Origin of the sequence: Nonomuraea sp. NPDC052116, assembly GCF_040680035.1 — a bacterium.
GTDB classification, from domain to species: Bacteria; Actinomycetota; Actinomycetes; order Streptosporangiales; family Streptosporangiaceae; genus Nonomuraea; species Nonomuraea angiospora_A.
Window position 1 is genome coordinate 231,675 of sequence record NZ_JBFAWA010000010.1, and the last position, 20,615, is coordinate 252,289.

A 20,615-nucleotide genomic window follows, 5' to 3' on the forward strand; every position below is an offset into this window, starting at 1 on the left:
CTCACTGTGGTCCACCACCACTCACCCCATGTCCGGAATCTCGCCCCCATTACCGACCGTCCTCGACTACGGAAGCCCGCGACAACGCGAGGGGGGGCGGTGGCGAGCGGCGATGGCGGGCCGTTGAGCGGCGGGGTGCGGTGGTGAGGAGCGGGGACGGGCGGTGAGGTGGTGAGGGGGTGGGGTGGCGAAGGGGATGGGGCGGTGAGGGGGCCGGATGGAGGTTAGGTGGATTGGGTGCGGTGGGTGAGGATTTCGGTTATGTGGTCCTCGGCCCACGCCGCAACCGCCGAGATCGGCTCGTGCAGTGAGCGCCCCAGGGCCGTCAACTCGTACTCCACCCGCGGCGGCACCTCCGCGAACACCTCCCGCGTCACCAGCCCGTCCGCCTCCATGGCCCGCAACGTCTGCGTCAGCACCTTGGGGGTGACCCCGCCGATCCGCCCCCGGAGGGCGGTGAAGCGCATGGGGCCGTGGACGAGACTGAGGAGTACCAGCACCGACCATTTATCGCCGATCCGATCCAGAACCACCCGGGTCGGGCAATTAGGGTCGAAGACATCGCCAGTATCCATAAGGTACTTATAGCACGATGAAGCAACCAGTATCCGATGGATACTCTGGCGCACATGAAGATCCTGCTCTTTGGCGCGACCGGCATGATCGGCCAGCGCATAGCCGCCGAGCTCGCGAATCGCGGCCACCAGGTGACCGCCGTCAGCCGCAAGGGTCCCGTCAAGGGTGACGTCCACGACGCCGCCACCCTGGCCAAGGGCTACGACGCCGTCGTCTCCGCCATCGCCCCGCCCCGCGACGGCACCGAGCCCGAGCCGCCGTTCCTGGACGCCAACCGCGCGCTCATCGAGGGCGTGCGCGCCGCCGGCGTACGCAGGCTGATCGTCGTGGGCGGCGCCGGCAGCCTCCAGATCGCGCCGGGACAGGACCTCGTCGACACGCCCGACTTCCCGGAGCTCTACAAAAAGGAGTCCAAGGCCCAGAGGTCGGCCCTCGGCCTCTACCGGGAGGTCGAGGACCTGGACTGGACGTACATCTCACCGGCCGCGGAGATCGCACCGGGCGAGCGCACCGGCGTCTACCGTATCGGCGGCGACACGCTGCTCGCCGACCCCGAGGGCCGCAGCTTCATCTCGGCCGAGGACTACGCGGTCGCCGTCGCGGACGAGCTGGAGAACGGCGCCCACCCGCGCAAGCGCATCACTGTGGCCTACTGAGCCGCCTCCTCCGGGAGCAGCGCCTTCTCGTCGGGCTTGTGGACGAGCACGTTGTCCACGTACGACTTCACGGCCGCGGCCAAGCCCACGTCCGCGCCCGTCTCCTCGGACAGGTACCAGCGGTGATCGAGTATCTCGTGGAAGAGCTGCGCGGGCTCCAGCTTGCCGCGCAGCTCCGCGGGGATGGCCTCGACCGTCGGCTGGAAGATCTCCGCCAGCCACCGGTGCGCCACGATGGCCTCGTCCTCGTGCCGCAGCCCCTTGGCCACCCGGAACCCGTCGAGGTCGTTGAGCAGCCGCCGCGCCTGGTTCTCCTCCACGTCGAGCCCGGTCAGCCGGAGCAGCCGCCGCTGGTGGTGGCCGGAGTCCACGACCTTGGGCCGTACGATGAGCCGCCCGGTGCCGACCTTGCGCCGCACCATCATCTCGGCCACGTCGAAGCCGAGCAGGTTCAGCCGGCGGATCCGCTGCTCCACGCGGTGCCAGTCGACCTCCTCGATGATCTCGCTCTGGGTGATCTCGTCCCACAGGCGGTGGTAGCGGGTGACGATGTCCTCGGCGGTCTCCATGGGGTCGATGGACGGGTGCAGCAGCCCGCCGGCCTCCAGGTCGAGCATCTCGCCGAAGATGTTCGTGTGCGCGGTGTCGATGTCGGCCAGCCGCTGCCCCTCGCTGATCATCGGGTGCATCTCGCCGGTCTCGGCGTCCACCAGGTACGCGGCGAAGGCCCCGGCGTCCCTGCGGAACAGCGTGTTGGACAGCGAGCAGTCGCCCCAGTAGAACCCGTTCAGGTGCAGTCGCACTAACAGCACGGCCAGCGCGTCCAGCAGGCGGGTGAGCGTGTCGGGCCGCAGCGTGCCCGACATGACGGCGCGGTACGGCAGCGAGAACTGCAGGTGCCGGGTGATCAGCGCCGCGTCCAGCCCTTCCTCGCGGCCGGTGACGTAGGCGACGGGCTCCACGGCCGGCGCGTCGAGGCGGGCCAGGTCCCACAGCAGCTGGTATTCGCGCTTGGCGTACCGTTCGCTGATCTCCTTGATCGCGTACACCTTGCCGGACAGCCGGGCGAACCGCACCACGTGCCGTGATATGCCGCGCGGCAGATCGACGAGATGGTACTGCGGCCAGTCTTGGAGGGGGACCTCCCAAGGGAGGCGGATCAGGTCAGGGTCGCCTAGCGCGCCAGTGATCTGCAGGGGCATTTCCACAGGATATGGTGCATTGGTGGACGAGTTTCTCAAGTGGTACTTTTCCGACCGTCCCGTCGTGGCCAGCTTATTGGGGGCCGACGGTTATGATCACACCCTCGGCGACTTCACGGCCTCCGGCTGGACCGCCCGCGAGCGGGAAGAGGCCCGCTGGCTCGACCGCCTCTCCTCCCTCCAGACGGCCACCCTCGACGACGCCATCGACAGAGATCTGGTCCTCTCCCAGCTGAGAGGCTCGACCGCGCTCGCCTCCTGGCCCGAGTGGCGGCGTGACCCGGCCGCCTACCTGTCCGCGATCTTCTCCTCCATGTACACGCCGTTCCAGCGGCGCCTCAAGCCGGAGCCCGAGCTGGTGTCCTCGGCCGTCTCGCGCCTGGCCGAGGTGCCCGGCGTGCTGGCCGCCTGCCGCGCCAACCTCGACCCCGAACTGGCCGCCCCACTGCTGATCAAGCGCGGTCTCGGTCAGGCCCGCACCGGCCGCAACTTCCTCACGCGTACGATCCCGTCCATGGTCGAGGACCCCGACCTGGCCGCCAAGCTGGCCGAGGCCGCCGAACCGGCCGCGCGGGCGTTCGACGAGCTGGTCGCCTTCCTCGAGGGCTTCGAGTGCGGCGGCACCTGGCGGATGGGCGAGAAGCTCTACTCCACACTGCTGCGCGAACGCGAGATGCTCGGCTACGGCGCCGCCGAGCTGCACGAGAAGGGCAAGGCCGCCTGGGCCGAGCTGGACGCGCGGATGCGCCAGGTGGCGCTGCGGGTCAACGGCGGCGAGGACTGGCGGGCGGCGATGGAGTTCCTCATGGACGACCATCCGCCGACCCTGGCCGACATGCGGGCCGAGTACGCGGCCGAGACCCAGCGGGCCAGGGAGTTCGTGCGGGAGCGGGACCTGGTCACGTTCGCCGACGGCGAGGAGTGCGACGTGCTCCCGTCCGCCGAGTACACCCGTCCGGTGCTGTCCGTCGCCCACTACCTCGCGCCGCCCCCGCTGAGCGCCTCGCGCAAGGGCGTCTTCTTCGTCCCCTACACGCCCGACGACTTCACCCCCGAGCAGGTACGCCAGCGCCTCCGTACGAACTCGCGGGCCCAGATGCCCTCGATCGCCGTGCACGAGGCCTACCCGGGGCATCACTGGCACCTGTCGTACATGGCGGGCAATCCCCGTACTGCCAGGAAGGTCTTCCGCACCCCGTACTTCACCGAGGGCTGGGCCCTGTACGTGGAGAAGCTCCTGCACGAGCAGGGCTACTTCGACACCCCCGCCACCGAGCTGGCCCACCTGGACTGCCGGATCTTCCGCGCCGCCAGGATCGTCGTGGACACCGCGCTGCACTGCGAGGACATGTCGATCGAGGAGGCGGAGACGTTCATGGCGACCAGGGCGTCGCTGTCGCCGGGCACCGCTCAGGGCGAGGTGAACCGCTACTGCGCGTGGCCCACGCAGGCGCCCTCCTACCTCACGGGCGCGATCGAGATCGACCGCATCCGGGAGTCGTTCCAGGGGTCGCTGAAGGAGTTCCACGACCGGATCGCCGGGTCGGGCGGGCTGCCGCTGGGGCTGGCGGAGCAGGCGGCGCTCTCATAGGCGACGAGGGAACGTCGGGGGGTTCAGCGCTCGCTCGACCACCGCGTTGAGCTGCTCGTTCGTGAGGACGGCCGGCTTGCCCACGCTGAGCCCCCGGACGTAGACCTCGCACAGCCACTCCAGCAGCCGGGTGGCCTCGAACGCCTCCTCCAGCGTCGCCCCGACGGTCACCCCGCCGTGGTTGGCCATCAGGGCGGCCTTCTTGCCCTCCATCGCCGCCCGGACGTTGGCGGCCAGCTCGGGCGTGCCGTACGTGGCGTACTCGGCCACCCTGACCACGCCGCCGAGCAGCAGCGCGTTGTAGTGCACGGGCGGCAGCTCGGTCATCGTGGTGGCCACGATCGTGCCGAACACCGAGTGCGTGTGCACGATGGCCTTGGCGTCCGTGGTCGCGTAGACGGCCAAATGCATGGGGGTCTCGCTGGACGGCTGCAGGTCGCCCTCGACGAGGTAACCCTCGACGTCCACGACCGGGCACATCTCCGGGGTCAGCCGGTCGAGCGCCGCCCCCGAGGGGGTGACCGCGACCAGATCCCCCTCGCGCACGCTCAGGTTGCCGGACGTGCCGATGACCAGGCCGAGCTCGACCGCGCGCCGGCCGTACTCGCACAACTGCTCGCGCAGGCTCATGCGTCGGCAATGTAGTCGGTCGTCCGAAATACATCAATGGTCACAAACGATCCAGCGCTTGGAGCATGAGGCGCTCGACGTCGACGCGCTTGAGCCGGCCCGGGTAGAGGAGCAGGTGCAGGCTGAGGCCGTCGACCAGGGCGAGCAGGTGCTCGGCGAGGTCGTCCAGGTTGTCGTCGGTGCGCAGCTCACCCGCCGCGCGGGCCTGCGCCAGCAGGTCGCGTACGGCGGCGCGCAGCTCGTCCGCCTCCGTGCGCTGGACCTCGGCCAGGCGCTCCGAGGCCAGGCTGCGGCTCCAGAAGCTGACCTCCAGGCGCGACTCCTGGGTGCGCTCGGCGTCCAGCGGCAGGTTGTCCAGCAGCAGCTCGCGCAGCGCGGCCAGCCCCGTCGCGCCCTCGACCTTGCGGGTCAGCCGGTCGCGGATGCGCTGGTGCGACTGGCGCAGCGCCGACAGCAGGATCTCGTCCTTGTCGGCGAAGTAGTGGGCGAGCACGCCGTTGGAGTATCCGGCCTCCTTGGCGATGGCCCGCGTGGTGGCGGCGTCGATGCCGTCCCTGACGATCACCCGGCGGGCGGCTGACAGGACCTCGCGCCGGCGCTCGTCGTGATCGACGATCTTGGGCATCGGCTCCTCCATTGACTTTTTATTCGGACGTCTGTCTATTTAGACTATGACCGTCGCCACCGTCGGCGTCCACATCGTCGACATTCTCGCCAGGCCCATCGATCACATCCCCGAGGGCCAGGACACCGTACTGGTGGAGCAGATCCGCCTCACCGCCGCCGGCGCCGCCGCCGGGACCGCCGTCGACCTGGTCAAGCTGGGCAACCCCGTGATCACCATGGGAGCCGCCGGCGACGACGAGCTGGGTGACTTCCTGGTGGCGGTGCTCGCCAAGCGCGGCGTCGACGTCTCGCGCCTCGTGCGCAGGGCGGGCGAGCAGACGGCCGCGTCGATCCTGCCCATCAGGCCCGACGGCGGGCGGCCCAGCTTCCACGTGCCGGGGGCCAACCTCGGCGTGACGTACGCGGACCTCGACCCCGACGTGCTGCGCGGCGTGCGGGCGATCCACCTGGGCGGGATGGACGTCACCTTCGGCCTCGGCGACCCGGCGTTCTTCGCCCTCCTGGACGAGGTACGCGCGTCCGGCACCGTCATCACCATGGACCTCCTTTCGGAGATGCCCGACTTATTGGGAATGGCCCGCGCTTTCCTGCCGCACGTGGACTACGTGCTGCCGAACGAGTCGCAGGCCCTCCTCATGACCGGCGCCTCCGACGTCGGCGAGGCCGCCCGGGCCCTGCTGGCCGACGGGCCGCGCGGCGTGCTCGTCACGCTGGGGGCGGCGGGCAGCCTGGTGGTCACTGCGGAGGGCGCCGAGACGGTGCCCGCACTCAAGGTGGACGTCTCGGACACGACCGGCTGCGGGGACGCGTACTGCGCGGGGTTCCTGACGGGCCTCCTGCACGGGCAGGACGTGCTGACCGCGGCCCGCTGGGGCACGGCCGCCGCCGCCCGCGTCGCCACCGGGCTCGGCTCGGACGCCGGCCTCATCGATCTCGACTCGACTCTAAGGACTCTCGGATGACCGACGCAGAACTCCGTCAGCGCGCACTGAAGGTCGTCCCCGGCGGCATGTACGGCCACCTCAACGCCGCCCTCTTCGCCCCCGGCTTCCCGCAGTTCTTCGAACGCGGCGAGGGCTGCCGCCAGTGGGACGTGGACGGTCGCGAGTACATCGACTTCATGTGCAGCTGGGGCCCGGTCGTGCTCGGCCACCGCCACCCACGTGTGGAGGAGGCCGCCGCCCGGCAGGCCGCGCTCGGCGACTGCCTCAACGGCCCCGGCCCGATCATGGTGGAGCTGGCCGAGCTGCTGGTGGACACCGTGCCCAGCGCCGACTGGGCGATGTTCTCCAAGAACGGCACCGACGCCACCACGCAGGCGCTCATGGTCGCCCGCGCCGCCACCGGCCGGACCAAGGTGCTGATGGCGCACGGCGCCTACCACGGGGCGGACCCCTGGTGCACGCCCTCCCTGGCGGGCACGACGCCCAACGAGCGGGCCGACCTGGTGGAGTTCACGTACAACTCACTCGAGTCCTTGGAGACCGCGGCGGCGACCGTGGAGGGCGACGTGGCGGCGATCATCGTGACGCCGTTCAAGCACGACTCCTTCGAGGACCAGGAGCTGGTGGAGCCCGCCTTCGCGCGGGGCGCCCGCGCCCTGGCCGACCGGCTCGGGGCCGCGCTGGTGATCGACGACGTGCGGGCCGGGTTCCGGGTCGACCTGCGGGGGTCCTGGGAGCCGTACGGGGTGCGGCCCGACCTGACCGCCTGGTCGAAGGCCATGGCGAACGGCTACCCGATCGCCGCCGTCACCGGCACGGACGCGCTGCGCGGACCGGCGCAGACGCTGTACTCGACGGGGTCGTTCTGGTTCTCGGCGGTCGCCATGGCGGCGGCCAAGGCGACCATCGAGACGCTGCGCGACACGGACGGCATCGGCGCCATGGAACGCGCGGGCACGCAGCTCCGCGAGGGGCTTTACGCGCAGGCCAAGTCCCACGGGTTCGTGGTGAACCAGACGGGGCCCGTCACGATCCCGTGGCTCAGCTTCGACGGGGACGCCGACCTCTCCGTCGCGATGTGGTGGAGCGACGCCTGCCTGCGGCACGGGGTCTACCTGCACCCGTGGCACAACTGGTTCATGTCGGCCGCGCACACGGAGGCCGACGTGGCCAGGGCGCTGGAGGGCACGGACCAGGCGTTCGCGGAGACCCGTGCCCACTTCGGCTAGTCGGCGGTGAGCTTGCTGATCTCGGCCACGACGGACGGCCAGAGCGGGCGCGGCAGGTCGTGGCCCATGCCCGGGTAGGTCACCAGCCGGGCGCCGGGGACGGCCGCGGCCGTGGCCTGGCCGCCCGCGACCGGAACGAGCTGGTCCGCCTCCCCGTGCAGCACCAGCGTGGGCACCCGCACCCCGGCGAGCCCCGCCGTGCGGTCGCCCGAGGCCATGATGGCGGCGAGCTGCCGGGCCGTCCCGCCGGGGTCGAAACAGCGGTCGAACGCGAGTCCGGCCAGCAGGGTGATCCGCTCGCGGTCCAGCTCGTATCCGGGCGAGCCGATGACCGACCAGGTCCGCACCGCCTGGGCCTGGACCGCATCGCGGTCGGCGGGGGGCGCGGCCATGAGGGTGGCGAGCGCGGCCTCGGTGGGCGGGGCCGCCGAGGGGCCGGGAGTGGACATGATCGAGGTCAGGGTCAGCACCCGGTCCGGGTGGCGGATGGCCAGCGCCTGGGCGATCATGCCGCCCATCGACGCCCCGACCACGTGGGCGGCCGGCCAGCCCAGCGCGTCCATGAGTCCCGCCGAGTCGTCGGCCAGGTCGTCCAGCAGATACGGCGAAGGCGCCCCCATCGCGGGAACGCCCTGGTCGTAGAAGTGTGTGGAGAGACCGGCGTCGCGGTTGTCGAACCGTACGACGTGGTGTCCCTGGTCCGCCAGCAGCGCGCAGAGCCCTTCATCCCAGTGGATGAGCTGCGCGCCGAGCCCCATGATGAGGAGCAGGGGGCGCCCCTCGTGCGAGCCGAAGCTCTCGTAGGCGATTTCGATGCCGTTCGCGGCTACGCGGGTGGTCACGAGGACCAGAATGACATTCTGGTCCAGGTCCGTAAAGTTCAGCCCTTGAGAAGATTGCGGACGCGGTCGCTGGCGAGCACCACGCTGCCGCCCACCGCGGCCACGGCGCTGGCCACGACGGCGCCCGTGCTGGCGCTCCACTCTCCGGCCTCGCGCGCAGGCGGCGGCACGGCCGCACCGGCCGCCGGGGGCTCGGCCGGGTTGTTGTCACGCTCGGACCAGGCGCCGGTCGAGAACGGGACCGGGTAGTTCTTCTTGCCGGGACCGTTGCCCCACTTGGTGATGACGTAGTCGACCTTGATGTGCCCCTGGCCGCCGACGCCGTCGACGCCGAGCGTCTCCATGTTGAACGAGCCGCCGGTCAGCTCCGCGAACGTCTTGCCGTCCAGGTCGAGCATGACGCCGTTGTTGGAGGGCACGCCCGGGCCGCGGTCGCCGACGAAGAAGGGCAGCTTCTTGCCGTCGTGAATCACGTATCCCTCGGTCATGAGCGGCCAGCTCGGGCTGGCGGCCAGACCTTTCTGCATGGGCTTGCCGCTGGCGGGCAGACCGGTGTCCCCGGCGCGGCCGGAGGAGTCGTCCCAGAAGTACGAAGCGGTGGTCGAGCCCTTGAGCAGGACCTTCTCGTCCGTGTTGGAGTCGGCGTGGGCCGCGGTGCCGGCGATGGTGAGCGCGCCGACGGTGGAGGCGGTGAGCAGAGCGAGGGTACGCAAACCAGAACGTGCAGACATGAAAAGTACAGTCCTTCGCGAGGGGGCAGGGAGATTGCGCTCGCTTGAAAAAGGGCGTAGCAGGGGAAAGCACCTGACGGGGGAAAGCTACGCGGAGCGCGAAACGAGCCTGGAGAAGGGACCGCTCAGAGGGCGGCCGTCATCACGCTGTATGGGTGTTCTACGTGATCATTCAAGTTCTGCATATGTCCTCTCCATCTCGCCTACCGGGTTAGCTGACGGGTTCGGGCGGTGGAGTTGCCCTACCGACACAAGGTCGGATTCACCCCAGGGAGGTGGGTCCCCGGCTCCCGAGTGATCGGGATTAGGCGCCAGTCGGCTGGTTCCCTTGTGTGGTCCACGCCACCGGCTGGTAAGTGGGCATCACTCTAACCACGTATTCCGGACAAACACAAACAGTTCGTCATGAATCGGTGTAAAGATCTACCTGCCTCCGGCATAGAGAAAGGGGGCACGGCATTGCCGTACCCCCTTGAAATTCCCGGCCTCAGCCGCCGCTCTTGCGCCTGAACGATCTTTTACTCGCAGCCGGACCGTGCGCCCCGTGGATCTTCGATGGGTCGCCGCCCTTGCCACCCGCGCCCGAGTCCGCGTGCTGGTTACGCTTGCGCTCCAGCGCCTCGCGGAACTTGCGCTTCATCTCGTCCTCGGGAGTCTCGCTGACTTCCGGCTCCGGTGTTTCCGCCATGAGGACCTCCATGGTGTTGGGGACTATCACAGCTTCGCATGGCCCCGCTTATGACGCGAAACTGGCCTCAACCCTGCTCTGCGGCGTGGCGGGCACCTCCAGCCGCCTGGCCGGCATCGCCACCAGCGCCACCAGGGCGAGCAGCGCCCCCGCCACTCCCAGCGACGGGATGACCGCCGCCGCGGCGGAGGCGTGCGCGGCGGCCAGTCCGTGCACGGGCGCGTCCGCCGTGACCGTCGAGGTGTAGAGGGTGCCGCCGACGGCCAGCGCCACGGAGCCGCCGATCTGGCGGAAGAAGGTCAGGTTCGCGGAGGCGACGCCGATGTACTGCGGCTCGACGGACTGCTGGGAGGCCACGGTCAGGCCGGACAGCATCGGGCCCATGCCCAGCCCGATCAGCAGCATCCAGCCGGCCAGCAGCAGCCCGTCGGTGTGCGCGGTCAGGTTCAGGCAGAGCAGGGTGCCCGCGACGAGCAGGAACGGGGAGGCGACCAGCCACGGCTTGTAGACCCTGGTCCTGGACATGAGCGCGCCCATGACGACGCTGCCCAGGACCATGGCCAGCGTCATCGGGTAGATCCTCAGCCCGGACTCGGTGGCGCTGACGCCGAGGGACTGCTGAAAGTAACGCGGCAGGAACACCACGCCGGCGTACATGCAGAAGGCCGTGAAGAAAGACGTGACGTTCACGAGCGTGTAGGTGCGGTTGCCGAACAGGTGCATGGGCATGATCGGGCTGGCCGCCCGCCTCTCGACCAGCACGAACACCGCCAGCAACGCGGCCGCGAGCACGATCGGCCCGGCCACGGCGGCGTCGGTCCAGGTGTTGCCGTCCAGGCCCTTCTCCGTCAGGCCCAGCAGCAGCGCGCTGATGGCCACGGTGGAGACCGCGATGCCCGCGTAGTCGGGGCGCCCGCCGCCGCCCACGCCCGGCCGGTTCGGCAGGCGGCGCGCGACGATCGCGATCAGCACGAGGCCGATCGGCACGTTCACGTAGAAGGCCCACCGCCAGGTCGCGTGGTCGGTGAACAACCCGCCCAGGAACGGCCCGGCCAGGTACGTCAGGCCCATCACGCCGCCGAGCGCACCCTGCACGCGGGCGCCGTTCGTACCCGGAGGGAACATCTCCATCACCAACGCCATCGACAGCGGCAGCAGCGCGCCCGCGCCGAGCCCCTGCAGCGCGCGGAACGCGATGAGCTGCGGCATGTCCTGCGCCGCCCCGCACAGAGCGGACCCGGCCACGAACACCACCATCCCGATCAGCAGCAGCGCCTTCCTGCCGTGCTGGTCGGAGAGCCGGCCGTAGAGCGGCACGGTCACCGTCGAGGTGAGCAGGTACGCCGTCACCACCCAGACGTAGAGCGTCGTGCCGCCCAACTCGGCCGTGATCCGCGGTAACGCGGTGCCGACGATCGTCTGGTCGAGCATCGCCAGGAACATCCCGCCGAGCACCGCGAGCAAGAGGAGCCCTTGAGGCTTCATGCCATCATTCACATGTGAAGACTGATATGTAAGTCTTGACATGTCAAGTCTTCGATATGCTGGCGCGCATGTCCCTTCGGATCGCGCTTCTCGGGCTGCTCGAGGCCGTCGGCCCGGCGAGCGGGTATGACCTGGCCAAGAAGTTCGAGCACTCGCTCAACCACGTGTGGCAGGCCGGGCACACGCAGATCTATCCCGAACTGGTGAAGATGGCGGCCGACGGCCTGGTGGCGGCCTCGTCGGAGGGCGCGAGGGGGCGCAAGATCTACACGATCACCCCCGAGGGGGCGCGGGAGCTGCACACGTGGCTGGTGGAGCACGAGCCCGTCTTCGTCGTACGCAACGAGACCGCGCTGCAGGCGTTCCTGCTGCCGCTGCTCTCCACGGAGGAGGCGATCGCGGTGGTCGAGCGGATCAAGACCGGGTACGAGGCGCGGCTGGTGGTCCTGGGCTGCCAGCGCGAGGACGGGACCGGCCACTACGCGCTGCGGCTCGGGCTGGCCCAGGTCCGCACCGGCATCGAGTGGGCCGAAGAGACCCTGGCCGCCCTCAGGAGCCGCTGAGCCCGCCCGCTCAGGTAAAGGGGAACCACTCCGTTCCTGGTGTTGCGTTGGAGCGGCCCAGGAAATAGACCCGGCATGCCCGCCACGATCGCCACGTCCGCAGTCGCGTCATGAGTCTCCTCGGCCGCGACCTGGCGATGGACCTCGGGGGCTCCCGCACGCGGATCTACGTCAGAGGCAAGGGCATCGTGCTCGACGAACCCTCCGCGGTGACGATCGACGGCCGTACCGGCAAGGTCATCGGGTACGGCGCGGACGCGACGGGCGAGGAGATCTGCCGGCCGGTCAGCGGCGGTCTGCCGGCCGACGGCGACCTCGCCCTGCGGATGGTCAAGCACTTCCTGGGCAAGGTGCACCGGCGCCCGCTCGCCAGGCCACGCCTGATCATGGCGCTGCCCGACGGCTCCACGCCGATCGAGCGGGCCACGCTGCGCGACGTGGCGTACGAGGCGGAGGCCAGGCAGATCCGGCTGATCCCGCACTCGCTCGCGGCGGCGCTCGGCGCGGGCCTGCCGGTCCGCGACTACGTGGGGGGCATGGTGATCGACATCGGGCGCGACTCCGCCCGGATCGCCGTGCTCTCCGGCGGGGAGGCCGTGGCCACGACGGCGGTCCCGGGCGGCGGCCGGGCCGTGGACCGGGCCATCGCCCGCCTGGTCGAGCACGAGTACGGCCGCACGATCGACGAACGCGAGGCGGAGGCGGCCAAACACCAGGCCGGCGCCGACGGGAATCCCGTTACCGTACGCGCCAGAGACCCCGAAACCGGTCAGGAGCACGATGTGCGGCTGCCCGTGGAGCGGATCCGGGAGGCGGCCGGTCCGGCGATCGAGTCCATCGTGTGGGCGGCCAGGGAGACCGTCGAGCGCTGTCCCGCCGAACTGATTGGCGACCTCGGGGAACGCGGCGCGGTGCTGGTGGGGGGCGGCGCGCTGCTCGCGGGGCTCGCGCAGCGGCTGCGGGAGTCCCTGGGCATGCCGGTACGGCGGGCGGAACGGCCGCTGGAGTGCGTGGCGCTCGGCCTCGGCACCTGCGTGGACGACCTGGGACTGCGTGCCCGGCTCCGCCGGCGCCGTTGATCATTCTGTTTTCGCCTTTTTGGTGGAGGGCCCCGGACGATCTCGGATATGGTCCGATCGTGCGCGCCTGCCGTCACGGCTTATCCGCGGTGCTCCTCTGCGTCGCGGCGATGACGGCCTGCACGGCGGCGGCCGAGCTGCCCACACTCGAAGACGCCGCCCGGCAGCTCGACTCCGACGGCGGCGCCCTGCTCAGCTCCGCCGGCCTCCGGCTGTCGACCGAGTCGCCGGTGGACGACGACTCGTGCGTGCCGGGGCAGGTGCGACGGTACTTCCGCGCCGAGAGCGACCTCGCCTCCGCCTCCTCGGGGCTGCTGGATCTGCTCCAGGAGATGGGGTACGACAAGGTGGTCGACGACCTGGACCTGCGGGATGGGGATCAGGACGTCTCCGTGCTGCGCAATCCCGAGACACGGCTGACGTTCGAGCTGACCGTGCTCTCCGGCGACCGGCCCGGCGTCCGGATCATCGGCAAGACCACCTGCTACGCCACCGACTGACACCACCCGGCCCCTTGGGTCCGCCGCCGGGAGGGCCTCAGGGAGTGGACAGGGCCTCGGTCGGGGAGAGGCGGGAGGCGCGGATGGCGGGGTAGAGGCCGGCCGCGGCGCCGATGGCCAGGGTGGCGGCGAGGCCGCCGACGGTGGCCCAGGCCGGGACCACGGAGGGCCAGCCGCTGTACAGCGCGTACCCCATCGTGACACCCGTCCCCAGCAGGATCCCCCCTCCCCCGCCAAGCGCCGACAGAAGCAGCGACTCCGCCAGGAACTGGGTGCGGATCTGCCCCCGGGTAGCCCCGAGCGAGCGGCGGAGGCCGATCTCGGCGCGGCGTTCCAGCACCGAGATGACCATCGTGTTGGCCACCCCCACCCCGCCCACGAGCAGGGCCACGGCCCCCACTCCCAGCAGGAGGTTGGCGAACGCCTGGCTGGTCGCCTGCTTGGCGGCCAGGGCGTCGGACGGGCGGGAGACGTCCACCTCGTTGGGCGCCTCCGGGTTGGCGGTGCCGGCCAGCACCTGGCGTACGACCTCCAGCTTGGACTCCTCCGAACGGGTGTAGAGCGTGGTCGGGTGCCCGTCGAAGCCCAGCCTGGACTCCGCCACCGGCCAGCCCACCAGGACGCCGCTGTCCAGTTCGGTGGCGAGCGCCACCGGGTTCATGACCCCGACGACCGCGAAGCGGACGCCACCGATCACGACCTGCGTGTCGGCCCCGATCGAGCCCACGCCGAGCCGCTGGGCGGCGGAGGAGCCGAGCACGGCGGCCGGGTAGCGTTCGGTGGCGGCGTTGAGCCAGGTCCCGCTCCGCAGCGTCGCGCCGACGGTGGCGGGCAGGTCGAGGCGGGCCGCGTACGTGGTCATGCCGCCGGTCTGGGCCTCGGGGATCTCCTCCGACCGGTAGACCTTGGCCTCGCTTATGCGCCCGATCGACGAGGCCGCCTGGACGGGGCCGATCCGTTCGATCATCGCCTCCGCGTCCTTCGGCATCTGCGCGGCCTCGCCCATGAGCGTGGTGCCGGACGAGACCGTGAGCAGGTTGGTGCCGAGCGCGGAGAGCGTACGGTCCAGCTCGGCGCCCGACGAGGACGACAGCCCGACCACGCTGACCATGGCCGCGATGCCGATGGCGATGCCGAGCGCCGACAGGAAGGCCCGCAACGGTCGCGTGCGCAGGCCGACCGCCCCGACGCGCATCACGTCGCGGGGCCGCATCCTGGCCGGGGACAGCTTCGGCCGGGCCACCTCCACGACGGCCATCACACCGCCTCCAGCGGGACCCGCGCGCTGTCGGAGATGATCCGGCCGTCGCGCATCCGCACCTGCCTGGGCAGGCTGGCGGCGATCTCCCGGTCGTGCGTGATGATCACGATGGTGGTGCCGCTCTCGTTCAGCTCGTGCAACAGCTCCATCACCCCCGTACCCGACACCGAGTCCAGAGCCCCGGTCGGTTCGTCGGCCAGGAGCAGCGGCGGTTCGCCCGCCACCGCCCTGGCGATGGCCACGCGCTGCCGTTCGCCGCCGGACAGCTCGTGCGGCTCGTGGTCCATCCGGTGCCCGAGCCCCACCCGTTCGAGCGCCGTGGCCGCGCGGCGGCGCCGCTCCGACCGGCTCAGGCCGGTGTAGACGAGGCCGTCGGCCACGTTGTCCAGCGCCGGGACCTTCGCGGCGAGGTGGAACGACTGGAACACGAACCCGATCGTGGTCGCCCGCAGCGCCGACAGCTGGTTGTCGGAGAGCTTGGAGACGTCGTACCCGTCGATGTGGATGGTCCCGGAGGTGGGCTGGTCGAGGGTGCCGACGACGTTGAGCATCGTCGACTTGCCCGAGCCGGACGGCCCGACGATGGCGATCAGCTCGCCGTGCTCGATGCGCAGCGACACCGACCGCAGCGCCGCCACCCCGCCGGGGTACGTCCTGGACACGTCCGTCAGCGCGATCATGGGGTACGTCATTTCGGCATCCCCACGGTCATGCCCTCGGTGAGCCCGTCACCGCTGACCTCGACCCGTCCCCCGGCGAACAGCCCCGTCTCGACCTTGATGTAGCGGGACCTGCCCCCTTCGACGACCTCCAGACCGTAACCGCCCTCTTGCAGCGCCACCAGCGCCGCGACCGGCACGGTCAGCACGTTCTTGCGCTGGGAGGCCGTGAACGTCACGTCCACCGCCGCCTTGTCCAGGCCCTTGGCGGACTTGGACTCGCCGATCGAGACGAGCGCCTCGACCCGGGTCTCCGGCTCGGCGTTCTGGCCCTCGCCCGGCTTGACGACCGTGGCCACCTCGGTGACCTTGCCCCGTACGTTCTTGCCGTCCGGCAGCGTGACCTCGACCTTGGCGCCCTTCTTGGCCATCCGCTGGTCCTCGGCCTCCAGTTCGACCGTGACCACCTTGGACGTGCCCGTATAGGTCAGGATCTTCTGCCCGGGGGCGGCCGGCTGGCCCTCCTCGGACTCCAGGCTCTCCACCCGTACCTTGCCGGGGGCGAAGACGACCCGGCCCAGCTCGACCACGCCCGTCTCGTCCAGGCCGCGGTCCTCCTGCCACTCCTTGACGGCCTCGGCCGTGTCGTAGGTGTACTCGTCGTCGACCGTGAAACCGTCGTAGCCGAGCTTCTTGAGGTTGCGCTCAAGGTTCTCGACGTCCTTGCCCTCCACGCCGACCTTGAGGTCGCGGTAGGCGGGCGTGTCGCCGTACAGGAGCATGACCGGCTGGTTGTCCACCCGGTACAGCGACCGGCCGCGGGTGATCTGGGCGCCGCTGTCGGGCAGCCAGGTGATCGTGCCGGGCTTCCTGCTCATCGCCGTGGTCACGGGGCCGTAGCCGAGCTCGCCGTCGGCGTCCCTGGTGTCGTTCAGGGTCTGCCTGGTCACCGCGGTGGTGGCCGGGGGCAGGGCGGTGGCCGACCGGGTGGGGCCGGCACCGCCCTTCAGCAGGCCGGCGCTGTTGACCGCCACGAACCCGCCGCCCGCGGCGACCAGCGCGATCAGGAGCCCGGCGACCACCTTGCCCCGGCCGCGCCGGCGGCGCGGCCGGGAGGGCGGGGAGCCGGGCTCCGCCTTCCCGTCGATGGTGGCCATCCCCATCACATGCCTCCCATGCCCGCCTCAGAGAGCTCCTTCTCGCACTTCTGCTGGGCGGACTTGAAATCGGGGTCCTCGCCGACCTCGGCGTTGATGCGCACCGCGCCGCCCTCGGGGTCGGGGTAGGACTCGACGCCGTTGTCACGCATGCACTGCGCGACCTTGCGCAGCGCCTCGGCCCGCTGGGGGTCGATCTTGCCGCCCTCCCCGCCCATCTTCGGCGCGTACTGCTTGCACGCCTGCTGGGCCGCCTCGACCTTCTCCCGCGGGACGCTGCCGTCGAACTTCATCATGAGGCCCTTGCCGGGCTCGGGGTCGGGGACGTCGACGCCGTTCTCGCGCATGCACTGGGCGAATTTGAGACCGCGCTCCTGCGGGTCCTCGCTGGGCTTCGCGCTGGCCGCGGCCTGGGTGCCGGTGCCGGACACCGACGCCACGTCCGAGCCGCCGCCGTCGCCCGAGCCGCAGGCGGCCAGGGTCAGGGTGAGCGCCAGGGCCATCGCGCCGAGGGCTGGTCCTCGCATGGTGTTCTCCTCCGTCGAATGAACGTGGTTCGAGGAGAGATGCAATAGGGGCCGCTGTTTCCTCAGCGTTTCCGCCAGCTGTTTGTTCCGCGGCTTATTTTGAGCAAACGTCGTCTACGCCACACTCGGCTCCGTAAGCAGAAGAAAGGTGCACGATGCGGGTGCTGGTGGTGGAGGACGAGCCGCTGCTCGCCGACGCGATCGCCGAGTGGCTGCGCGAGGAGACGCACGCGGTCGATCTGGCGCGCGACGGTGCGGCGGCGCTGGAACGGATCGCGGTCAACGAATACGACGTGGTCGTGCTGGACCGCGACCTGCCGCGCGTGCACGGCGACGACGTGTGCCGGGAGCTCGTCGCGTCCGAGCGCGACGCGCGGGTGCTGATGCTGACCGCCGCCGTCCAGCTCGACGACCGGGTCACGGGGCTGTCCCTGGGGGCCGACGACTATCTGTCGAAGCCGTTCGCGTTCCCCGAGTTGGCCGCGCGGGTCCTGGCACTGGGACGGCGCTCGCGGCCGGCGGTGCCGCCGGTGCTGCGCAGGGCCGGGATCACGCTGGACCCGGCGCGCAGGGAGGTCTTCAGGAACGGGCGGTTCGTCCCGTTGTCGAAGAAGGAGTTCGCCGTCCTGACGGAGCTGATGCGGGCGAACGGCACCGTGGTCTCGGCCGAGCTGCTGCTGGAGAAGGCGTGGGACGAGCACGCCGACCCGTTCACGGGCGCGGTCCGGCTCACCATTCTCAAGCTGCGCCGCAAGCTCGCCGACCCGCCGGTGGTGGAGACCGTGCCGGGGGTCGGGTACCGGATCCCATGAGCTTCCTTCGCATGAGCTTCCCTCGCATGAGCTTCCTGAGGCGGCTCGTACGGCCGCGGCCCACGCTGCGGCTGCGGCTCACCCTGTTGTTCGGCGCCCTGTTCATGCTCGCCGGGCTGACCCTGCTCGGCGTCACCTATCTGCTGTTCAACCAGCAGCTGACGAACTCGTTCGAGAGCCGGTTCATCGCCCCGCCGGGCAAGTCCAAGCAGCTGTTCTTCGTCCAGGACGGCGTCGAGCTCTCCGGCGAGGCGGCGTACGAGTGGATGCGGCAGCAGGAGCTGACGCTGCGCGGCGCGGCCATCACGTCACTCCTCACGCAGGGCCTGATCGCGCTCGTCGTGGTCGGCGCCGTGGCCGTCTGGCTCGGCTGGGTGGTCGCCGGGCGGGTGCTGGCCCGGCTGCACCGGGTCACCGAGACGGCGCGCAGGATCGCCGCCGCTCCTATGGCCGAGCGCGGGCTGCACGAGCGGATCGCGCTGGCGGGGCCGGACGACGACGTCAAGACGCTCGCCGACACGTTCGACACCATGGTGGAGCGGCTGGACCAGTCCTTCGACGGGCAACGCCGGTTCGTGGCGAACGCCTCCCACGAGCTGCGCACGCCGCTGACGCTGAACCGGGCGCTGGTCGAGCTGGCCATGCACCGCCGTACGGCCTCGGCGGAGATCAAGGAGCTGGGCGAGAGCCTGCTGGAGATCAACGCCCGCCACGAGCGGCTCATCTCCGGACTGTTGCTGCTGGCCAGGTCGGAGCAGGAGATCACGGACCGCTCCCCGGTGGACCTGGCCGACGTGGTGACGCACGTGGTCAGGCAGACCGCCGCGGACGCCCACGACTCCAAGGTCACCGTGCACGAGGTCACCGCGCAGGCGCCCACCGTCGGGGACGCCCTGCTGCTGGAACGGCTGGTGCACAACCTGGTCGAGAACGGCATCCGCCACAACCTGGACGACGGGACCGGGTGGGTACGGGTGGTGAGCCGAGTCGTGTCCGGCAGTTGGGGCGGCTCCGCCGGATCGGGCGGGTCGGGCGGGTCGGGCGGCTCAGCCGGATCGGGCGGGTCTGGTGGCTTCGGCGGCTCGGGTGGCTTCGGCGGCTCGGGCGGCATCGGCAGCTCGGGCGGGAGAGCCGAGGTCGAGGTCAGCAACACCGGGCCGGACGTGCCGCCGTACGAGATCCCGCAGCTCTTCAAGCCGTTCCACCGGCACGGGGCCGAGCGCGTGATCACGGCCAGGAGCGCGGGGCTGGGGCTGTCGATCGTACGGTCGGTGGCGGTGGCCCATGGCGGAGACGTCCGGGCGGAGCCCCGGGAGGGCGGCGGCCTGGTCGTGATCGCGTCGCTGCCGCTCGCCTTCCATTAGCTCGATACTGTCGGGTGTCATGGAGATCTGGATCAATCCGGCGTGCTCGAAGTGCCGCTCCGCGCTGTCCATCCTGGACGCCGAGGCCGCCGAGTACACCGTGCGCCGCTACCTTGAGGACCCACCCGACGAGGCCGAGATCCGCGCGGTCCTGGCCCGGCTGGGCCTCGAACCGTGGGACGTCACCAGGACCGGCGAGGCGCGGGCGACCGAACTCGGCATGGCCACCTGGCCGCGCGACGCGGACGCCCGTGACCGGTGGATCAGGGCGCTGTCGGAGAACCCGATCCTGATCCAGCGACCGATCATCACGGCCGACGACGGAACAACGGTGGTAGCCCGGTCCGAGGACGCCGTCCGCTCCGTACTCCCCTGACCGTCCCCACGGCTCACCACCAAACGGGCCAGACAGCTACGAACCGCCACCCAACACGGCCAGAGAGCTACGGCTCACCACCGAAGGCGGCCAGCGCAACGGACCACCGCCAAACACGGCCAGAGAGCCACGAACCGCCACCGGACGCGGCCAGAGAGCTACGGACCGCCGCCAAACACGGTCAAACCCGCAGATCACCGCCGAGCGCGGCCAGAGCCGCAGATCGCCGCCGAGCGTCGGGGAGGCGCCGCATCCGCGTTCGGCTCCGCGGCGGTCCAGCCGCCACGCGCCCGCGCCCTTCTCAGCGGCCCGGCTGCCCGCCCGACAACACGCCCGCGCACATCTCGGCGGCACAGCGGTCCCCGCAGCCACCCATACGTTCGTCCGGCCGATTTCGGCCGCATCCGCGCGGACGCGCAGGTCGTCGTGCTCGCGGGGACGGACGGCGAGGATCATCGATGCCGACACCGGTCGGCTGCGGGCATCGACCCCCGTCGTTGACGACGACCCGGCGGTGCGTGGCCGTACTCCCCCGGCGCCGCCTCGGCCGCGACGGGGGTGGGGCGTGGTGCACGCGGTCCTACGACCCCCGTGTGGATCGCTTGGTCAGTTGACGCAGTCCTGCGTCTTGAGGCTGAGTGCCAGCTCGTAGACCTTGCCCTTGGAGAGCAGGAACGAGTAGTTGGCCTTGGAGTTGCCGGGGACGCTCACGTACGGGTATCCGCTCGCCGCGGTCTTGACGCCCGGGTACGCCTTCTTGATCTGCGTCATCGTGGAGCCGAGGCCGATGCCCTCAGGCGTCTTGACACCCTTCGCGGCGAAGATCAGGGCCACGCCACGCTTCTTGGAGATGTACAGGCCGACGTTGTCCTTGCCGGTGGGCAGGGCCGTCAGGTCCCAGCCCGCGCACGAGCCCGCCTCGCCGGCCTTCTTGAGCACGACCTCTCGGGTCGCCTTGGCCTGCTTCTCGCTCATGCCGAGCCGGACCTTGCCGTAGCCGTAGGGCCCCAGCGCGGTTTGGGTGGACTCGGCGAACGCGGGCGCGCCGGCGGTGAGCAGTGCCCCGCCTGCCAGGACCGCCACAAGCACCTTCATCACGATGATCTCCCCTGTGTC

General features: G+C 70.7%; 22 protein-coding genes, 1 pseudogene and 1 riboswitch. Of the genes and pseudogenes, 10 read left to right on the plus strand and 13 right to left on the minus strand.

The window, feature by feature from the left end:
* Nucleotides 1–224: 224 nt before the first annotated feature.
* Complete coding sequence (locus AB0L65_RS21715; protein WP_364248112.1) at nt 225–575, minus strand: helix-turn-helix domain-containing protein; 351 nt, start codon at nt 573–575, stop codon at nt 225–227.
* Between the two features lie 54 nt (nt 576–629).
* On the opposite strand from AB0L65_RS21715, the gene AB0L65_RS21720 reads away from it, so the two are divergent.
* On the plus strand, nt 630–1,232 hold the full coding sequence (locus AB0L65_RS21720) for an NAD(P)-dependent oxidoreductase (RefSeq protein ID WP_364248114.1): 603 nt from the start codon (nt 630–632) through the stop codon (nt 1,230–1,232).
* Here the strand turns inward: AB0L65_RS21720 and AB0L65_RS21725 are convergent.
* A complete protein-coding gene (locus AB0L65_RS21725; RefSeq protein WP_363981711.1) occupies nt 1,226–2,434 on the minus strand; it encodes a DUF4032 domain-containing protein in 1,209 nt (402 codons plus the stop codon). The genes AB0L65_RS21720 and AB0L65_RS21725 overlap by 7 nt on opposite strands.
* Before the next feature lie 22 nt (nt 2,435–2,456).
* Between AB0L65_RS21725 and AB0L65_RS21730 the strand changes: the two genes are divergently transcribed.
* Entirely contained in the window at nt 2,457–4,025 is a 1,569-nt protein-coding gene (locus AB0L65_RS21730) for a DUF885 domain-containing protein (protein WP_364248116.1), read from the plus strand.
* Here the strand turns inward: AB0L65_RS21730 and AB0L65_RS21735 are convergent.
* Nucleotides 4,020–4,655, minus strand: coding sequence for a class II aldolase/adducin family protein (locus AB0L65_RS21735; protein WP_364248118.1), 636 nt, complete (start codon nt 4,653–4,655; stop codon nt 4,020–4,022). The genes AB0L65_RS21730 and AB0L65_RS21735 overlap by 6 nt on opposite strands.
* A 40-nt stretch (nt 4,656–4,695) precedes the next feature.
* Nucleotides 4,696–5,280, minus strand: a complete 585-nt coding sequence (locus tag AB0L65_RS21740) for a TetR/AcrR family transcriptional regulator (RefSeq protein ID WP_364248120.1) — start codon at nt 5,278–5,280, stop codon at nt 4,696–4,698.
* 46 nt (nt 5,281–5,326) lie between these two features.
* Between AB0L65_RS21740 and AB0L65_RS21745 the strand changes: the two genes are divergently transcribed.
* Both AB0L65_RS21745 and AB0L65_RS21750 read left to right on the plus strand, forming a co-directional pair.
* Entirely contained in the window at nt 5,327–6,244 is a 918-nt protein-coding gene (locus tag AB0L65_RS21745; RefSeq protein WP_364248122.1) for a carbohydrate kinase family protein, read from the plus strand.
* The gene (locus tag AB0L65_RS21750) at nt 6,241–7,455 is read left to right on the plus strand and encodes an aminotransferase class III-fold pyridoxal phosphate-dependent enzyme (RefSeq protein WP_364248124.1); all 1,215 of its coding nucleotides are present in this window, start codon (nt 6,241–6,243) and stop codon (nt 7,453–7,455) included. The genes AB0L65_RS21745 and AB0L65_RS21750 overlap by 4 nt, the downstream gene beginning before the upstream one ends.
* On the opposite strand, the gene AB0L65_RS21755 is transcribed toward AB0L65_RS21750, so the two are convergent.
* From AB0L65_RS21755 to AB0L65_RS21770, 4 genes and pseudogenes are all read right to left on the minus strand, one after another.
* Nucleotides 7,452–8,297 carry an alpha/beta fold hydrolase gene (locus AB0L65_RS21755; RefSeq protein WP_364248126.1) on the minus strand — a complete coding sequence of 282 codons (846 nt, stop codon included), beginning with the start codon at nt 8,295–8,297 and terminating at the stop codon, nt 7,452–7,454. The genes AB0L65_RS21750 and AB0L65_RS21755 overlap by 4 nt on opposite strands.
* A 251-nt stretch (nt 8,298–8,548) precedes the next feature.
* Nucleotides 8,549–8,914: pseudogene (locus AB0L65_RS21760) on the minus strand (hypothetical protein); the annotation flags it as partial.
* Between the two features lie 299 nt (nt 8,915–9,213).
* A riboswitch (cyclic di-AMP (ydaO/yuaA leader) is annotated at nt 9,214–9,349 on the minus strand.
* Nucleotides 9,350–9,515: 166 nt separating this feature from the next.
* A complete protein-coding gene (locus AB0L65_RS21765) occupies nt 9,516–9,716 on the minus strand; it encodes a DUF5302 domain-containing protein (protein ID WP_350728198.1) in 201 nt (66 codons plus the stop codon).
* Nucleotides 9,717–9,764: 48 nt separating this feature from the next.
* Complete coding sequence (locus tag AB0L65_RS21770) at nt 9,765–11,201, minus strand: MDR family MFS transporter (protein ID WP_364248128.1); 1,437 nt, start codon at nt 11,199–11,201, stop codon at nt 9,765–9,767.
* Nucleotides 11,202–11,269: 68 nt separating this feature from the next.
* Here AB0L65_RS21770 and AB0L65_RS21775 point away from each other — a divergent pair, with 68 nt between their 5' ends.
* The 3 genes from AB0L65_RS21775 (at nt 11,270) to AB0L65_RS21785 (ending at nt 13,343) form a co-directional block, all read left to right on the plus strand.
* Entirely contained in the window at nt 11,270–11,764 is a 495-nt protein-coding gene (locus tag AB0L65_RS21775; RefSeq protein ID WP_364248130.1) for a PadR family transcriptional regulator, read from the plus strand.
* A 110-nt stretch (nt 11,765–11,874) separates the two neighbouring features.
* On the plus strand, nt 11,875–12,843 hold the full coding sequence (locus tag AB0L65_RS21780) for a rod shape-determining protein (protein WP_364248132.1): 969 nt from the start codon (nt 11,875–11,877) through the stop codon (nt 12,841–12,843).
* Nucleotides 12,844–12,902: 59 nt separating this feature from the next.
* A complete protein-coding gene (locus AB0L65_RS21785; RefSeq protein ID WP_364248134.1) occupies nt 12,903–13,343 on the plus strand; it encodes a hypothetical protein in 441 nt (146 codons plus the stop codon).
* Between the two features lie 37 nt (nt 13,344–13,380).
* Here the strand turns inward: AB0L65_RS21785 and AB0L65_RS21790 are convergent, their stop codons facing one another.
* From AB0L65_RS21790 to AB0L65_RS21805, 4 genes are read right to left on the minus strand one after another with little or no spacing between them, the layout of a single operon-like run.
* On the minus strand, nt 13,381–14,601 hold the full coding sequence (locus tag AB0L65_RS21790) for an ABC transporter permease (protein WP_364248136.1): 1,221 nt from the start codon (nt 14,599–14,601) through the stop codon (nt 13,381–13,383).
* A complete protein-coding gene (locus AB0L65_RS21795; protein WP_364248138.1) occupies nt 14,601–15,296 on the minus strand; it encodes an ABC transporter ATP-binding protein in 696 nt (231 codons plus the stop codon). Before AB0L65_RS21795 ends, AB0L65_RS21790 begins: the two co-directional genes overlap by 1 nt.
* Complete coding sequence (locus AB0L65_RS21800; RefSeq protein WP_364248140.1) at nt 15,293–16,426, minus strand: peptidoglycan-binding protein; 1,134 nt, start codon at nt 16,424–16,426, stop codon at nt 15,293–15,295. Before AB0L65_RS21800 ends, AB0L65_RS21795 begins: the two co-directional genes overlap by 4 nt.
* A complete protein-coding gene (locus tag AB0L65_RS21805) occupies nt 16,426–16,947 on the minus strand; it encodes a hypothetical protein (RefSeq protein ID WP_364248142.1) in 522 nt (173 codons plus the stop codon). Before AB0L65_RS21805 ends, AB0L65_RS21800 begins: the two co-directional genes overlap by 1 nt.
* Nucleotides 16,948–17,102: 155 nt before the next feature.
* Between AB0L65_RS21805 and AB0L65_RS21810 the strand changes: the two genes are divergently transcribed.
* From AB0L65_RS21810 to AB0L65_RS21820, 3 genes are read left to right on the plus strand one after another with little or no spacing between them, the layout of a single operon-like run.
* The gene (locus AB0L65_RS21810; protein WP_350728207.1) at nt 17,103–17,759 is read left to right on the plus strand and encodes a response regulator transcription factor; all 657 of its coding nucleotides are present in this window, start codon (nt 17,103–17,105) and stop codon (nt 17,757–17,759) included.
* A 26-nt stretch (nt 17,760–17,785) separates the two neighbouring features.
* Nucleotides 17,786–19,123, plus strand: a complete 1,338-nt coding sequence (locus AB0L65_RS21815; protein ID WP_364248144.1) for an ATP-binding protein — start codon at nt 17,786–17,788, stop codon at nt 19,121–19,123.
* A 19-nt stretch (nt 19,124–19,142) separates the two neighbouring features.
* Complete coding sequence (locus AB0L65_RS21820) at nt 19,143–19,499, plus strand: ArsC/Spx/MgsR family protein (protein WP_364248146.1); 357 nt, start codon at nt 19,143–19,145, stop codon at nt 19,497–19,499.
* Nucleotides 19,500–20,105: 606 nt separating this feature from the next.
* Here the strand turns inward: AB0L65_RS21820 and AB0L65_RS21825 are convergent.
* Nucleotides 20,106–20,594, minus strand: coding sequence for a hypothetical protein (locus AB0L65_RS21825; RefSeq protein ID WP_364248278.1), 489 nt, complete (start codon nt 20,592–20,594; stop codon nt 20,106–20,108).
* Nucleotides 20,595–20,615: the final 21 nt, after the last annotated feature.